The organism is Thiomonas sp. X19 (genome assembly GCF_900089495.1).
Classification (GTDB): Bacteria; Pseudomonadota; Gammaproteobacteria; order Burkholderiales; family Burkholderiaceae_C; genus Thiomonas_A.
Window position 1 is genome coordinate 1,883,705 of sequence record NZ_LT605203.1, and the last position, 15,386, is coordinate 1,899,090.

A 15,386-nucleotide genomic window follows, 5' to 3' on the forward strand; every position below is an offset into this window, starting at 1 on the left:
ACCCAAGGAGTCTCCCATGCGCAAAATCCTGTTCGCTCTCGCCCTGTGTGTTTTCGCGCTGCCGGCGTGGGCCGCCACAGAAACCGCCCAGCTCTCGGTGCCCGGCATGACCTGTGCGGTGTGCCCGATCACGGTGAAAAAAGCGCTGGACGACGTGCCCGGCGTGAGCCATGTGAGCGTCGATTTCCCCGCCAAGACGGCTCAGGTGCAGTTCGACGACAGCAAGACCCAGGTCGCCGCTCTGCTCAAGGCGGTGGCCGACGCCGGCTATCCGAGCAAGGTGGTCAAGGTCGTGCGCTGATGAACGCGCCCGAGAAGCTAGCCCCCGCGCTGCGCGACTGCTGCGCCACCGATACCAGCAAAACACCGGCCGTCGCGACACCGGGCCACGGGCTGCCTACGAACGTTGAAAGCGGCTTGCACGTGGCCGTGATCGGCAGCGGCTCGGCCGCCATGGCCGCGGCCACCCGCCTGGCCGAGGCGGGCGCGCGCGTCACCATGATCGAGCGCGGCACGCTGGGCGGCACCTGCGTCAACGTGGGTTGCGTGCCGTCCAAGATTTTCATCCGCGCCGCGCACGTCGCGCACACCCGCAAGACGAGCCCGTTCGACGCCGGCATCGCACCCTGCGCGCCGGCGATCGACCGCGCCGCGCTGCTGGCGCAGCAGCAGGCGCGGGTGGACGCGCTGCGGGCCGCCAAATACGACAACGTGGTCGCGCGCCACGCCACGATTCGCCGCGTGCAGGGGCGGGCGAGCTTCGCCGGGCCCGCGTCGCTGCGCGTGCGCCTGGCCGCGGGCGGCGAGGAGACGGTGACGTTCGACCGCTGCCTGATCGCCACTGGGGCGAGACCCGCTATACCCGATCTCCCCGGGCTTGCCGGCGCGCCGTACTGGACCTCCACCGAAGCGCTGCAGGCCGATGCCGTGCCGCCGCGCCTGCTGGTGCTCGGCGCCTCGGTCGTCGCGCTGGAACTGGCACAGGCCTACGCCCGCCTGGGCAGCCGGGTGACGGTTGTTGCGCGCAGCAGCCTGCTCTCGCGCGAAGACCCGCTGATCGGCACGATGCTTGCCGACATCCTGCGCGGCGAGGGCATGCAGGTGCTGCTGCAGACCGCCAGCCACGCCGTGGACTACGCGGGGGGCCGCTTCACCCTGCGCACCAGCGCCGGCCCGCTCGAAGCCGAGGCGCTGCTCGTCGCCACGGGGCGCGCGGCCAACACCGACGCGCTGAACCTGCAAGCCGCAGGCGTGCAGGCGGACGCGGCTGGGCAGATCGTCGTCGGCGCCGACCTGCGCACCAGCGCCGCGGGTATTTACGCCGCGGGCGACTGCACCGCGCTGCCGCAATACGTCTACGTGGCCGCGGCGAGCGGCTCGCGCGCCGCGGCCAACATGCTCGGCGGCCAGGCGCGCCTGGCCCTCGCGGCCATGCCCGCGGTGGTGTTCACCGACCCGCAGGTCGCCACCGTCGGCATGACCGAAACGCAGGCGCGCGCCGCCGGGCTGGCCGTGGACACCCGCGTGCTCGCGCTCGAACAGGTGCCGCGCGCGCTGGCGAATTTCGATACCCGAGGCTTCGTCAAGCTGGTGGCCGAGGCCTGCAGCGGCAGGCTGCTCGGCGCCCAGATCGTTGCCGACGGGGCGGGGGAGATGATCCAGGCTGCGGCGCTGGCCCTGCGCGCAGGCATGTCCGTGCACGACCTGGCCGACGCCCTGTTCCCCTATCTCACGATGGTCGAGGGCCTCAAGCTCGCCGCCCAGACCTTCACCCGCGACGTCACGCAGCTTTCCTGCTGCGCGGCCTGAGCGCGTCGCTCAACGCTTTGCTCAACGCTTCGCCCGCGCATACCCCAGCAGCCGCAGCGCCTGCGCCGCCAGCCACGCCGAGAGCAGGCCGATGAGGGCGCCGCCCAGCACGTCGGCCGGGAAATGCGCGCCCACCGCCATGCGCGACCACCCCACCCAGAGCGCGAACAGCACCAGCAAGGCCTTGAGCACCCAGTGCGCGCCGGGCAACAGGCTGGCCATCAGCACGAAGGCAAAGGCCGTGTGGCCGGAGGGAAAGCTGTGCACGTACTCGGCACGGCCGAGGATGTGCACCGCCGCCTCGCCCAGCGCCTTGGGCGGGCGGGGAAAGTCGAGCCAGGGCTTGATGCCGGAGACGATGGCCCAGTCGATCAGATAGGCCACCAGGAACACCAGCACCGCCTGCACCGCGATCCAGTTCGGCCGCTTCAGCGCCAGCGCCAGCAGCACGGCGGCGTAGACGGGGTAGAGCATGTGGTCCCCGGCGGCCGTGCCCCATAGCGCGAGGTGGTCCCACAGCCAGCCGCCGGCGGCGTGGTTGATGGCGAGGAACAGCGCGTGGTTGAGCCCGCCCCAGGCATACCACCAGGGGCCGCTCATCGCTCGGCCTTCCGCGCCAGCGGGCCATGCCAACGCGCCGTCATGCCGCCACCCAGCCCAGCGCCGTCACCCACAAGCCAACGCCGATCAGGGCGCTGAGCATGGCGACGCCGAACAGCCAGCGGCGCCCGGTGAGCGCGGTGATCGAGGCCAGCGAAATGGCGATCTGCAGAAAGATCAGACTGCGCGCCATGCCGGTGTGCGGGCGGTTGAGGCGATCGGACTCCTCGTTGGCTTTGTTCGACGCCGCTTCCAGCGCGTCGGCCCGGGCCTTGATCTCGGTTTTCTGGCCCTGGTATTTGGTGATCTTGGCCACAATCCCGGCCTGCTTGTCGGCCGGCGCCAGGTCGTGCGCCAGTTCCATCAAGTGCTGCTTGGTGCTCACGGCCTGGTAGTAATTCCATTCATCGGTGGCGTGGGTTTTTTTCAGCACCGCCTCGTTTTTGTACAGCAGCACCTCGTTCATCAGGTGGCTGCCCTGGTAGCTGACGATGGCCCCGAGCGCGGCCAGCAGCGCGGTGAAGATGGCGACCCATTGGTTCAGCGTGTGATTTTTGCCTTCGCTCGCGTGATGCACCGCCTCTTCATGCGGGGCGTGGGCGTGGACTCCGGATTCGCTCATGGGGTTTTCTCGTTGGATGGTGCGGAACGGCGCAGGGCCGCGATGCGCCGAAGTTTAAGGCGACGCTGAATCAGTTCTCGTGATGCGATGCGCACAAGGGACTTGTTCCGTGTTGCCCAGGCCCGCCCCCGCATGTCCGGGGATTTGCAAGCCTGTGCGGGCACGCTCTAATCGTCGGCATCGTTCAGCCATCTCACCCCCTCGAGCGAGTCATCGATTCAGCCACAGACCTCCATGCCGCCGCACGCATGGGCTCATACTTGCACAGCCGCCTCAGGCGGCTTTGGCTGGGCGTTGCCGTGTGCGCGGCGCTGTTCATGGCGTGGAACGCCTGGCGCGCCTGGCAGGACATCCGCAACCAGAGCCAGGAGCGCCTGCGCGCCTTCGCCGCCGAATACGCCATCGAATGGCGCTCCACGCTGCGCGCGCGCGAAGACGCCATGCAGCGCCTCGGACGGCGCCTGCTGGTGCGGCCCGAGTCGGCGCAGCAGCAGCTCGACACCTACCTCCTTGAACGGCCCGGCGTCGAAGGCGTCGCCCTGGCGGATGCCCAAGGCCGCTACGTCGCCCGCAGTGGCGCACTGCCACCGCCACCACTGCAAGACGCCCAACTGACGCCACCCACCCGCGCGGCCTACGCCGCCTGCCTGCGCGACAAGACCTTCTGCCTCGGGCCGCCCATTCCCGACAAGCGTGCCGCCGGCAGCTGGATGGCGCTGGAATATCTGCCGCTTTCGGCCGTGCCCGGCGGCGCGCAGATGCCGTCTCCCGGGGGTGCCGGGCGAACGTTGGCTGGCAGGGCGTTTCCTCAGCAATGGCTGGTGCTGGCGCAGGCCTCCGTCTCCGTGTTCCCGCGCGCGCTCGGTTTGCTGCAGGCGCCGGGCGAGGGCATGGCCTTCGTCGTGCTGCGCAACGACGGCCTGCTGCAATTGCGCTTTCCGCCGCCTCCGCACCTGCCTTACGGTCAACCCCAAAGCGGCATCATGCTCGAAGCCATCCGAGGCCAACCGCAAGCCACTTCCGGCATGTTCTCGGGTGTGGCCAGCAGCGCGAACCGGCATCTCGTCGGCGCCTATGTCCGCGTGCCCGACTACCCCTTCGTCATCGGCGCCGACCTGCCCACGCGCAGCCTGCTGCAGCGCTGGGCCGGGCAGTTGGCCGGCACCCTGCTGCTGTTTCTCGGGCTGTTTGCAGCCGGCTCCTGGTTGTTCGCCAGCGCCCTGCGCCAACTCGGCCGCACCGAGCGCGGCCGCGAGCAGGCCCTGGACGGGCTGCGGCGCCAGCGCGACGAGCTGGACGTGACGCTCTCCTCCATTGGCGACGCCGTCATCGCCACCGACGCGCGGGGCCGCATCAGCCGCATGAACCCGGAGGCGGTGCGCCTCACCGGCTGGCCGGCATCCGAGGCCCTGGGCCAGCCCATCGAGCAGGTGTTTCGCATCGCGGTGGAAGGCGAGGATCCGCCCGCGCCCTGCCCGGTGGCGCGCGCCCTGGCGACCGGCCGCGTGGTGGTGCTGGGCAATCATACCGAGCTGAGCACCCGCGACGGCCGGGTGCTGGCGATCGAAGACTCGGCCGCGCCGATCACCCGACACGATGGCGAAGCGCGCGGCGCCGTGCTGGTGTTCCACGACGTGAGCGACCAGCGCGAGCGCCAGCGGCGCAGCGAGCGCCTGAAAAGCCTGTACGCGGCGCTGGCGGAGTTGGGCGAAATCGTGCAGCAGCACGCGCGCCAGGGCGACGAGCTGGCGCTGTTTCACGCCGCCTGCGAGGCGCTGGCCGCATCCAGTCTGTTCAACGCCGCGTGGATCGGCCGCCCGGATGCGGCCGGGGTGTTCCAGGTGCTCGCCAGTGCCGGCAACGGCTCGCACGGTCTGGGGCAAATCGAACTGCGCCTCGACGACCCGCAACCCGCGCTCGCGGTGCGCGCCTGGCTGGCCGGCGAGCTGCGGGTGCACAACGATTTTCCGGCCGACCCCATCAACCTGCCGCGGCGCGACTTCGTCGTTGCCCACCGCTGGCACAGCATCGCCGCCGTGCCGCTGCTGCGCGCCGGGCGGCCCGAAGTCATTCTGGTCGTGACCTCGCCCGCGCGCGGCCTGTTCCAGGACGATGTGCGCGAGCTCATCACCCGCGTCGCCCGCCTGCTCGACCACGCGCTCGACGAAATGGCCAGCCACCGCGCGCTGCAGCAGGTGCGCCAGCGCGAGCAGTGGCTGGCGCTGCACGACACGCTCACCCACCTGCCCAACCGCAACATGCTGGAGAGCGCCCTGCAGCAGGCCATCGCCCGCGCCGATGTCAACGGCACCCTGCTGGCCCTGGCGTATCTCGACCTCGACGGCTTCAAGTCCATCAACGACGTGTACGGCCATCTGGTCGGCGACCAGGTGCTGCGCGGCGTGGCGGAGCGCCTCAAGACCCAGCTTCCCGCCGGCGCCCTGGCCCTGCGCATGGGCGGCGACGAGTTCGTCATCATCCTCGAAGGCAGCAAGGAGCTGGCCGAGCTCGAACCCGTCTGCCGGAGTTTTCTCGAACACCTGCGCGGGCCCATGCAGGTCGGCAACCCGCCGCTCAGCCTGCAGGTCGATACCAGTTGCGGCATCACCATCTACCCCTACGACCGCGAAACCCCGGACACCCTGCTGCGCCACGCCGACATGGCGCTGTACGCCCACAAGAGCCGGCGCGGGCCGCAGCGCAGCGCCTACCGGCTGTACGACCCGGCCATGGCCAGCGCCTCGTTCAGCACGCCCGACCGCCGTGCCGAGCTGCGCCGCAAGATCGACACCGGCGACCTGGTGCTGCACTACCAGCCCGTGCTCGACCGCGCCAGCGGCCGCATCCACCATGTCGAAGCGCTCGCCCGCCTGCGCCAGGACAGCGACCTGCTGCAGCCCGACGCCTTCCTGCGCGAGCTCGGGCCCATGGAACTCACCCTGCTGGGCACACGCGTGTTGCAGCAAGCCCTGGCCGACCTTGCCGCCTGGGTGCGCCAGGGGCTGCACATCGGGATTTCCGTCAACGTCGCGCCGCAGGAACTGCTGGCCACGGATTTTTCAGCCCAGGTGCTGGCTGAAATCGCGCGCCACCCCGAGCTCGAGCCCGGCATGCTCAGCCTGGAAATTCTGGAAACCGAAGAGGTGCTGGGCGAGAACGTCGTGCTGGCGCAGCTCAGCGCCCTGCGCGCCGAGGGCGTGCGCATCGGCATGGACGACGTGGGCTCCGCCTACGCCTCGCTCTTGCGCCTGAAAACCTTGCCGGTGGACGTGCTCAAGATCGACCAGGCCTTCGTGCGCGACCTGCCCGTTCACCCGCGCGACCGGCTGTTTCTCGACGCCATCCTCGCCCTCGGCCATGCCCTGGGCATGCGCACGGTGATCGAAGGCGTGGAAACCCAGGCCCATCTCGACCTGCTGTGGCAAAGCTCGGCCGATGGCCTGCAGGGCTTCGCCATCTCGCCCCCCATGCGGCCCGAGGACATCCCCGCCTTCGTCACCAGCTTCCGCATGCCGCCGCGCATCGCCCGGGACGGCCCGGCGTTTAAACAACGGCTCTGCTGAGCTTCATTCGTAGCGCAAAGCCTCGGCCGGCTGCACTTTCGAGGCGCGCCAGCTCGGGTAGATGGTCGCCAGCAGCGCCAGCACCAGTGCCACCACGGTGATGGCGATGATGTCCGAGGCTCTCGGGTCGCTTGGCATCTTGTGGATCAGATACACGCTCCTCGGCAGGAACTGGGTGTGGAACACCCATTCCAGGAAGCCGACGATGGGGTCGATGTTGAAGGTGATGAGGCAGCCCAGCAGCACGCCCGAGAGCACGCCGATCACCCCGGTGATCGCCCCCTGCACGACGAAGATGCCCATGATGGAGCCGGGGCTGGCGCCCTGGGTGCGCAGGATGGCGATGTCCGACTGCTTGTCCGTCACCGTCATCACCAGCGTGGACACCAGGTTGAACGCCGCCACCGCCACAATCATCGCCAGGATGATGAACATCATGCGTTTCTCGATCACCACCGCCTCGAACCAGGTGCGGTTCTGCTCGGTCCACGGCTGCGCCACCAGGTTGGGCGGCAGCGCGGTCTGCAACTGCTGCGCCACGGCCGGCGCGTCGTCGATATTTCGAGTCTGCACCCGCAGGCCGGTGGGGCCGCCGGAGAGGAAAATTTTCCCGGCGTCGTCCAGGTTCAGCAGCGCCAGCGTGCTGTCGTACTCGTAGTGCCCCACGTTGAACAGCCCCACCACCCGCAGGGTGCGCAGGCGCGGAATCATGCCCGCGGGCGTGAGGCTGCCGCTGGGCACCACCATGGTCACCTGGTCGCCGATGCCCACCCCCAGGCGCTGCGCCAGCTCATTGCCCAGCACCACGGTGAAGCTGCCGGGCTTGAGCGCTGCAAGCGAGCCGGCCACCATGTGCGAGGCAATGGCCGACACCTTGCCCTCCTCTTGCGGCTCGATGCCCCAGGCCAGCACACCGAACAAGGTGTTGCCCTGCGCCAGCAGCGCCTGGCCCGACACGAAGGGCGCCACGCCGGTGACGGCCGGGTTGCGCTGCACGATGTTCGCCACGCCGCGCCAGTCGGTCAGCGGCCCGCCATCCACGCTGAACACCTGGATATGCGGAATGACGTTGAGCATGCGGTCGCGCACGTCTTTCTGGAAGCCGTTCATCACCGAAATCACCACGATCAACGCCGCCACGCCCAGGGCGATGCCCGCCACCGAGATGAAGGAGATGAAGGAGATGAAGCCATTGCGCCGCGTGCGCCGCCCGGCGCGGGTGTAGCGCCAGCCGATGAGCAGTTCGTAAGGCAACGAAGACAGCCTGGGAGAATGGGGGGACGTGGCCATGGGGGCGCAGTGTACGGGTGGGGTTGAACGGTGGTCGGTCGGCCGGCCGGACAGTCAGAAAAAGGCGGGCCGGAATGCGCGGCAAGCCGGGAGAAAGATGCCGTGCGCAGCAGCCCGATTTTGCGGCGGATTTTTCGCCGCATTGCACGCGCAGGGAATTGCACATACGTCCTAAGCTCCAGGGTTCACAGCGCATTCGCGAGCAGCTTGCACCCAGCTTGCCTCTCGCCCGAACCCCATGCACCCACTTGGAGGCTACACCCCATGACAGATTCCACACCCCCCATGCTGTATCGCCGGCTCGGCCGCAGCGGGCTGCAGGTCAGCCTGTTCTCGCTCGGCTCCTGGGTCACGTTCCACAACCAGGTGGACGCCTCCGGCGTGCGCGAGATGATGGCCGCGGCGCGCGACGCCGGGGTCAACTTCTTCGACAACGCCGAGGTCTACGCCAACGGCCAGAGCGAAGCCCTGATGGGCGAGGCGCTGGCCCAGCTCCGGTGGAACCGGCTCGACTACGTCGTCTCCAGCAAGTTCTTCTGGGGCCTGGACCGTGGCAGCGCCGACAAACCCCGCATCAACGGCCGCGACACCCTCAACCGCAAGTACCTGCTGCAGGCGGTGGATGGCAGCTTGAAGCGCATGAAGCTCGACTGCATCGACCTCATCTACTGCCACCGCGCCGACCCGCACACCCCGGTGGACGAAACCGTCTGGGCCATGCACAACATCATCGAGCAAGGCAAGGCGCTCTACTGGGGCACCAGCGAATGGACCGCCGACGAAATTCGCACCGCCTGGGACATGGCCGAGCGCCACCACCTGCACAAGCCGGTGATGGAGCAGCCGCAATACCACCTGTTCCACCGCAAGCGCGTGGAGCAGGAGTACGCCCGGCTGTACGAGAGCCCCCAGGCTGCTGCTGCGCATCAGCCGCCCCCCGAGGGGGATGAGAAAACTTCGGGCGGCCGTGCGTTTTCTCATGAAGACATGGGCCTGGGCCTCACCACCTGGAGCCCGCTGGCCTCCGGCCTGCTCACCGGCAAATACCGCCAGGGCGTGCCCGCCGGCAGCCGTGGCGCGATGGAAAGCGTGAGCTTCCTGCGCGAGGGGCTGCTGGACGCCCGCAAGAACGCCGCCGTGGGCGAACTCGAAGCGGTTGCCAGGGAACTCGGCTGCAGCGTGGCGCAACTGGCGCTGGCCTGGGTGGCGCACAACCCGCGCGTCAGCAGCGTCATCCTCGGCGCCTCCAAACTGGCCCAACTGCACGAAAATCTCGGCGCCCTGGCCGTGCTGCCCAAGCTCACGACCGAGGTGCTGAAACGCATGGACGCGGTGACGGCGGGGTTGGCGCAGTAATGGGGAGGGAGAGCGCCAGGGCAGTTAAGTCAGGGCCGTTGCGTCAGATGCAAGACCGGGCGCTGCTGAGGCCGTGCCTGCGGGCCATGGCCCTTAGCGCGCGGCGCTTGAGCGCGAGCCATCCGGGCTCGCTTGCGCCTTTTCTCGCGCCTTCGCCTGGAGTCAGGGCCTGTCGCGGACTTTCTGCCCTACCGTTGCGAACGCCGAGACGATGAGGGAGCGGCTGGTGTTCACGGCAGACAGGCGCACGGGGCAAACGGTGCGAACCGAGCAAACGGAGCGACAGGCGTTCCATACAACGCGCGATCGGACGCAAGCGTCTCAGGCTACAGTGATCTCGATATGCCGTCCGAGCACATTCGCCGCGGCCTCGATCTGATCCAGTTTGGAGGCATGGCGCAAGTCAAACAAGCGATCAACCTGTGGCATATGCCAGCCCAGGCGACGGGCGAGTTCCGCTTTCTTGATGCCCTGCTCGGTCATTGCTTGATACACGCCCAGCTTCGCGCATTCCAGCGCCGAAGGGCGCACGGTTTTTTGTCCCGGCGCGGCTTGGCTGACTGCGGGCAACGCTAGGCGGGCATCCACATAGAACGACAGCGCGATTTCGAGGGCATCCACTGCTTGAAGCAAGGCTTCGTCCTCATCCATGCCGAAGGTGATGGCTTCGGGCACATCGGCGAACGTCGCCATGACGGCGCCGTCATCGGGGGTCAGGGTCACGGGGTAGTCAAACATGGGGGTTCCTCATTTCAAACCAAGCTGGCGCTTGATGGCGGCCTCAATCCCCTTGCCGAGTTCCTTGGTGCCATGCATCGGCAACGCGGATTGCCTGCCATTCAGGAAGACTTTCAGGTGTGAACCCTTGCCGGGCTGAAAGCTCGCGCCTTGCTGTTCCAGCCCTTTTTCAACTGCTTCGAGTTCACAGCTGAATAGTAACAGATGTGTTATTTTTCATCGGATCAATGCAACACTTCTGTTTGGTTTTGGGTGCGACCTTGTTTCCAAACGCGCTCCCCCACGCGGCCCATGCACCGACAACCCCATGGCCGGTGCGCTTACCGCGCCGCCGCCCGCATCGCCTGCACGATGCGCAGGGTTTCCACGCTCACGGTGGTCACACGGGCGAGGAGGTCGATGACGCGCCCCTTGTGGTCCTTGAGGCGGTAGGTGTCGACCTTCGACAAATGCAATGTACGGATTGGTTGCTACACCCCTCGGAAAAATTTGGGAAAGCTGATACCAGTCTTCATTCAGCTCCCACGAAAAGTAGGTTTGCCAATGACCACGCTGATGCGCCGCGCGTTCTGCCGCTTGATGCGGGCGACGTTCTCTTCGCTCACGCTGCCGAACAGGTCGGCCGTGCTGTGCTGGATCAACATCTCGCGCACGTCGGCTTCGAGCAGCGCGGGGTTGATGGCCTCTTGCGCGTGGGCGAGAAAGCGCGCGGCGGCGGCGCGAAAGGCGGGGTTGCCGCGCTCTTGCAAGTCGATCATCTGGCGCAGGGCGTCGGGCACGGCGGGCAGGTTGGCCTTGAACTGCTCGACCGCGGCGCGAAATCCGGCAATCTCGGGTCGCTCGAACCCGAAGAAGAGTTTGAGCAGCTTGTCCAGCGCGACGGTATCGGCCACCGAACAGCGCATCACTTCCTGGCGGTTCTGCAGCAGCAGGGCGCTGGTGTCGTCGCTGAAAATGATGTTGTCCTGCGGATATGTGCGCTTCCTGGGCACGCATGCGCAATACGACGCCATCGACGCGCAGACGATTTGAAGGAGAGCAGCATGGAAATCAAGCCGATTCGCACCGAGCGCGACTACCGCGCAGCCTTGGATGAAGTTGCATCGGCTGATGACAGCCAACGCCAATACGCCGCAGGGCGAACGCCTGGACGTGCTGGTGACGCTGGTCGAGGCGTATGAGCGCCGGCATTACCCGCTGGACTTGCCGGACCCGGTGGAGGTGATTCGATTTGGCCTGGAGCAGAAAGGGCTGACGCCGAAAGACCTGGAACCGATGATCGGACGCAGCAACCGGGTGTACGAAGTGCTCAACCGCAAGCGCCCTTTGACGCTGCGCATGATCTGGAACCTGCACCGCGACCTCGGCATTCCGGCCGAGAGCCTGATTCGGCCGCCAGTGCCGCAGCGTCGCGCCTGAGGCGCTTGCGCCCGCGCCCGCCTCAAACCCCCGTGCGCCGAAACACCTTGTCGGCGCGGGCCTGGTCGGTGGGGCGGATGACGATCTGGTCGATGTTCACATGCGCCGGGCGGGTGGCGGCCCAGACCACGGCGTCGGCCACGTCGCCGGCCGACAAGGGGCGGGTGTTGGCGTAGACCTTGGCGGCGCGGGCGGCGTCGCCGTCGAAGCGCACCAGCGAGAAGTCGGTTTCCACCAGGCCGGGGTCGATCTCGGTGACGCGCATCGGCTGGCCCAGCCATTCCAGCCGCAGGGTGTCGCTGATGGCGCGCACCGCGTGCTTGGCCGCGGTGTAGCCGGCGCCGCCGACGTAGGTCTCGAACCCGGCGACGGAGCCGATGTTGATGACATGGCCGTCGCCGCTGGCCTGCAGCCGCCCATGCAGCGCGCGGGTCATGCGCGCCAGGCCCAGCACATTGCTCTGGAACATGGCCAGCCACTGGTCTTCGTCGAACTCGGCCACCGGCCCCAGGCCGATGGCGCCACCGGCGTTGTTCACCAGCACATGCACGTGCTTGGGCAGCGCGGCGGCGAAGGCCTCCACGCTGGCCTTGTCGGTCACGTCCAGCGGCAGGGCGCGGCCTTGGATGTCGGCGGCAATGGCGCGCAGCCGGTCGAGCCGGCGGGCGCCGAGATAGACGGTGTAACCGGCGGCGGCAAGCGCCCGGGCGGTGGCTTCACCGATGCCGGATGAGGAACCCGTGACGATGGCGATTTTGGTGGTGGTCATGGTTTGAGCGGGGATGTCGTGAGGAGATGCGGTGAGGAGATGCGGTGAGGAGATGCGGTGAGGAGATGTGGGGATGCGGTGACGAAGCGCGCTCATGGCGGCCCGCTGCAACGGCGCAACGGCTGCGAGAAAGGCGCGATGCGGCCGCAGACCCATGCCATGCTATTGAGATTTGCCGATGGGCGCGGCCGTCCCGGCCGCGCCCCGACCCGTCCCAGGGGCGAAAAGCGCCGCCGGGCGAGCGATGGTGACGTACCGACGCCGGCTTCAGGGCTGGGTCACGGGGGATAATTCGGCATGCACACCATCCTGATCGACACCGCGCCAGTCGCTGGTGCTCCCTGGCAGCAGGCTCTGGCCGCCACCTCCATGCCCCGCCTCAGCCGCTGCTTGCGGCTGGCGGAAGTGAGCTTGCAAGAAGCCCTGCACGAAGACGCCGAAGCCGCCTGGCTGTCCCCCGCCGAGCGCTGGCTGCTGGCCGCGCTGGGCCAGCCTGGCGCCGTGCTGGACCCAGCCCCGGACGCAGCCACCGCGCCCAACGCCGCGCCCAATGTCGAACACGCGCCTGCGCAGGCGGCGGCACCGTCACACGCTGCGGCGGTCTTGTCCGAGCAGGCGCCCTGGGGTGCCTTGGCGGCGCTGGCGGCGGGGCAGGCGCTGCGTGGCTTGCCGTGGGGCCTGGCCTTGCCTGCCCACCTGGAACTGGGGCGCGAGAGCCTGAGCCTGGCCAACCCCGCCGCGCTGCAGCTCACCGTGGACGAGGCCCAGGCCTTGCTCGACGCCGTGCGGCCGCTGCTGAGCGACGCGGGTTGGCATGTTGATGCCGGCAACCCGGGCCGCTGGCTGGTGGCCCACTCCAGCCTGGCCGAGGTGGTGACGGCCGACCCCGCCCGCGCCATTGCCCGCAACGTGGCGGCGTGGATGCCGGCCGGCACCCCGGCGCGGCCCTGGCGCCAGTTGCTCACCGAAATGCAGATGGTGTGGCAATACCACCCGGTGAACGAGGCGCGCATGCGCGCCGGCCGGCCCGAGGCCAACACCCTCTGGCTGCATGGCTGTGGCGCGCTGCCGGCCGGCCTGCGCAACCCTTTCGTGATGCAGCGCCAGGCCGCCCAGAGCGCCACGGCCTGGTGGCCGGCGGCGCATGCCGGCCTGCCCAAGCTGCCCGCCAGCCGGCATCCCCACCCGCTGCAAGTGCTGCAGCCACAGGCCACGCGCGAGACGGATGCCGAGGCGCTGGGCGCGGCCGTCGCGGCGCTCGACCAGGCGGCCGCCGGGGCCATCGACCAGGCGCTGCGCGACCATGCCGGCGCCCAGGTGGTGCTGGCTGGCGACCGGCGCTGGATCGGGTTCGAGCTGCACAAGGCGCGCCGCTGGCAGTTCTGGCGCCGGGCCGACGCGCATGTGCTGCTGGGCCTGGTGTAGAGGTTGGCCGCAGGTATGAAATTCATTGCGCGTGACGCGCCGCCGCGCGTCGTTCACACTTTGCGGAACGCCGGCATTCACCCCCTGCTGGCGCAGTTGCTGGCGGCGCGCGGGGTGCACGACCCGGCCGAGGTGGAGCCCGACATGTCCGCGCTGCTGCCGCCCAAGCTCTTGCTGGGCGCCGAGCAGGCGGCGCGCGTGCTGGCCGACGCCATTGCGCGCGGCGAGCGCCTGTGCATCGTCGCCGACTACGACTGCGACGGCGCCACCGCCTGCGCCGTGGGCCTGCGGGGCTTGAGCATGCTGGGCGCGCAGGTGGGCTATGTGGTGCCGAACCGCTTCACCACCGGCTACGGCCTGTCGCCCGCGGTGGCCGATCTGGTGGCGCAGCAGCCGGGCGGGAAGCCCGACTGGATCGTCACCGTGGACAACGGCATCGCCAGTGTGGAGGGCGTGGCGCGTGCCCTGCAACTCGGCATGCGGGTGCTCGTCACCGACCACCACCTGCCCGGCGAGCGCCTGCCGGATGCGGCCGTCATCGTCAACCCCAACCAGCCGGGCTGCACCTTTCCGAGCAAGAACCTGGCCGGCGTGGGGGTGATGTTTTACGTGCTGCTGGCGCTGCGCGCCGAGCTGCGCGCACGCGGCGTTTTGACGGCTGCCACCCAGCCCCGGCTGGACGGGCTGCTCGACTTGGTGGCGCTGGGCACGGTGGCCGACGTGGTGAAGCTCGACACCAACAACCGCCTGCTGGTGGCGCATGGCCTCAAGCGCATGCGCGAGGGCCGCATGCAGCCCGGCGTGCGCGCGCTGTTCGCCGCCGCCGCCCGAGAACCGGCGCTGGCCAGCAGCTTCGACCTGGGCTTCGCCCTCGGCCCCCGCATCAACGCGGCGGGACGGCTGGCCGACATGACCGTGGGCATCGAATGCCTGATCACCGACGATGGCGAGCGCGCCATGCAACTGGCGCAGACGCTCGACGCCATCAACCGCGAGCGGCGCGGCATCGAAGCCGGCATGCGCGAGCAGGCGCAGGAAGCCCTGGCGCGGCTGCAGGGCCAGGGCGACGCGGCTGCGAACGCCTCCATCAGCCTGTTCTCGCCGGACTGGCACGAGGGCGTGGTGGGCATCGTCGCCGGGCGGCTGAAAGAATTGCACCACCGTCCCGCCTTCGTCTTCGCGCCGGGCGCGGACGGCCAGTTGCGCGGCTCGGGCCGCTCCATCCCCGGCTTTCATCTGCGCGACGCGCTCGACCTCGTGTCCAAACGCGAACCCGGGCTGCTGGTGCGTTTCGGCGGGCACGCCGCCGCCTCGGGCTGCACCATTGCCGCCGATGGCTTCGCCCGCTTCGCCGCTGCTTTCGAAGCCGTCGCCAGCGCGTGGCTTTCGCCCGCGCTGCTGGCGCGCAGGCTGGAGGTGGACGGGGAATTGGGCGCCGAGTGGTTCACCCCGGACGTGGCGCAATTGCTGCAGGCCCAGGTGTGGGGCCAGGGCTTCGCCGCGCCGGTGTTCGCCAGCCGGGTGGAGGTGCTGCAGCAAGGACAGCTTGGCGAGCGCCACATGAAGGCCCGCGTGCGCCTGCTCGACGCCCCGGCCGGAGCCGGAGCCGGCGCCACGCGCGAACTCATCGCCTGGAACCGCAGCGATTTCCTTCCCGCCCAGGCCCGCGTCGCCTGGCGCCTGGACACCAACACCTGGCAGGGCCGCACCCAGACCCGCATGGTGCTGGAGGCGGTGGAGGATGCGGATTGAATTTGTCTTTCAGCAGCATGGGTTCCCGATCAAGACATCGGGA

At 68.9% G+C, this 15,386-nt stretch carries 14 protein-coding genes and 1 pseudogene; 7 read left to right on the plus strand and 8 right to left on the minus strand.

Annotated features, from left to right (window positions below; genetic code table 11):
- Positions 1–16: 16 nt before the first annotated feature.
- Together merP and merA are read left to right on the plus strand one after the other, a co-directional pair.
- Positions 17–301 (plus strand): mercury resistance system periplasmic binding protein MerP, encoded by a 285-nt coding sequence (gene merP, locus THIX_RS08855; RefSeq protein WP_112485945.1) that lies wholly within the window; start codon positions 17–19, stop codon positions 299–301.
- Positions 301–1,809, plus strand: coding sequence for a mercury(II) reductase (merA, locus tag THIX_RS08860; protein WP_112485946.1), 1,509 nt, complete (start codon positions 301–303; stop codon positions 1,807–1,809). The genes merP and merA overlap by 1 nt, the downstream gene beginning before the upstream one ends.
- A 21-nt stretch (positions 1,810–1,830) precedes the next feature.
- Here merA and THIX_RS08865 read toward each other — a convergent pair whose 3' ends face one another.
- Together THIX_RS08865 and THIX_RS08870 are read right to left on the minus strand one after the other, a co-directional pair.
- Positions 1,831–2,409 (minus strand): phosphatase PAP2 family protein, encoded by a 579-nt coding sequence (locus THIX_RS08865; protein ID WP_112485947.1) that lies wholly within the window; start codon positions 2,407–2,409, stop codon positions 1,831–1,833.
- 40 nt (positions 2,410–2,449) lie between these two features.
- A complete protein-coding gene (locus THIX_RS08870; RefSeq protein WP_112485948.1) occupies positions 2,450–3,031 on the minus strand; it encodes a DUF4337 domain-containing protein in 582 nt (193 codons plus the stop codon).
- Between the two features lie 248 nt (positions 3,032–3,279).
- On the opposite strand from THIX_RS08870, the gene THIX_RS08875 reads away from it, so the two are divergent.
- Positions 3,280–6,594 (plus strand): EAL domain-containing protein, encoded by a 3,315-nt coding sequence (locus THIX_RS08875; RefSeq protein WP_112485949.1) that lies wholly within the window; start codon positions 3,280–3,282, stop codon positions 6,592–6,594.
- A gap of 3 nt (positions 6,595–6,597) precedes the next feature.
- Here the strand turns inward: THIX_RS08875 and THIX_RS08880 are convergent, their stop codons facing one another.
- A complete protein-coding gene (locus THIX_RS08880) occupies positions 6,598–7,884 on the minus strand; it encodes a lipoprotein-releasing ABC transporter permease subunit (RefSeq protein WP_112485950.1) in 1,287 nt (428 codons plus the stop codon).
- A gap of 285 nt (positions 7,885–8,169) precedes the next feature.
- Here THIX_RS08880 and THIX_RS08885 point away from each other — a divergent pair, with 285 nt between their 5' ends.
- A complete protein-coding gene (locus tag THIX_RS08885) occupies positions 8,170–9,240 on the plus strand; it encodes an aldo/keto reductase (RefSeq protein WP_112485951.1) in 1,071 nt (356 codons plus the stop codon).
- A 321-nt stretch (positions 9,241–9,561) separates the two neighbouring features.
- On the opposite strand, the gene THIX_RS08890 is transcribed toward THIX_RS08885, so the two are convergent.
- The 4 genes from THIX_RS08890 to THIX_RS08900 all read right to left on the minus strand — a co-directional run bounded on the left by THIX_RS08890 (position 9,562) and on the right by THIX_RS08900 (position 10,970).
- On the minus strand, positions 9,562–9,978 hold the full coding sequence (locus tag THIX_RS08890; RefSeq protein WP_112485952.1) for a type II toxin-antitoxin system HicB family antitoxin: 417 nt from the start codon (positions 9,976–9,978) through the stop codon (positions 9,562–9,564).
- 9 nt (positions 9,979–9,987) lie between these two features.
- Positions 9,988–10,191, minus strand: a complete 204-nt coding sequence (locus THIX_RS24105) for a type II toxin-antitoxin system HicA family toxin (protein WP_371412994.1) — start codon at positions 10,189–10,191, stop codon at positions 9,988–9,990.
- A gap of 107 nt (positions 10,192–10,298) precedes the next feature.
- Complete coding sequence (locus tag THIX_RS24585) at positions 10,299–10,427, minus strand: hypothetical protein (RefSeq protein WP_256359973.1); 129 nt, start codon at positions 10,425–10,427, stop codon at positions 10,299–10,301.
- Positions 10,428–10,493: 66 nt separating this feature from the next.
- On the minus strand, positions 10,494–10,970 hold the full coding sequence (locus tag THIX_RS08900; protein WP_199195256.1) for a hypothetical protein: 477 nt from the start codon (positions 10,968–10,970) through the stop codon (positions 10,494–10,496).
- A 51-nt stretch (positions 10,971–11,021) separates the two neighbouring features.
- Between THIX_RS08900 and THIX_RS08905 the strand changes: the two are divergent.
- Positions 11,022–11,397: pseudogene (locus THIX_RS08905) on the plus strand (type II toxin-antitoxin system HigA family antitoxin).
- 22 nt (positions 11,398–11,419) lie between these two features.
- On the opposite strand, the gene THIX_RS08910 reads toward THIX_RS08905, so the two are convergent.
- Positions 11,420–12,166 (minus strand): SDR family NAD(P)-dependent oxidoreductase, encoded by a 747-nt coding sequence (locus THIX_RS08910; protein WP_112485953.1) that lies wholly within the window; start codon positions 12,164–12,166, stop codon positions 11,420–11,422.
- A gap of 297 nt (positions 12,167–12,463) precedes the next feature.
- Here THIX_RS08910 and THIX_RS08915 point away from each other — a divergent pair, with 297 nt between their 5' ends.
- Together THIX_RS08915 and recJ are read left to right on the plus strand one after the other, a co-directional pair.
- On the plus strand, positions 12,464–13,591 hold the full coding sequence (locus tag THIX_RS08915) for a hypothetical protein (protein WP_112485954.1): 1,128 nt from the start codon (positions 12,464–12,466) through the stop codon (positions 13,589–13,591).
- A 15-nt stretch (positions 13,592–13,606) separates the two neighbouring features.
- Entirely contained in the window at positions 13,607–15,343 is a 1,737-nt protein-coding gene (recJ, locus tag THIX_RS08920; protein WP_112485955.1) for a single-stranded-DNA-specific exonuclease RecJ, read from the plus strand.
- Positions 15,344–15,386 lie beyond the last annotated feature (43 nt).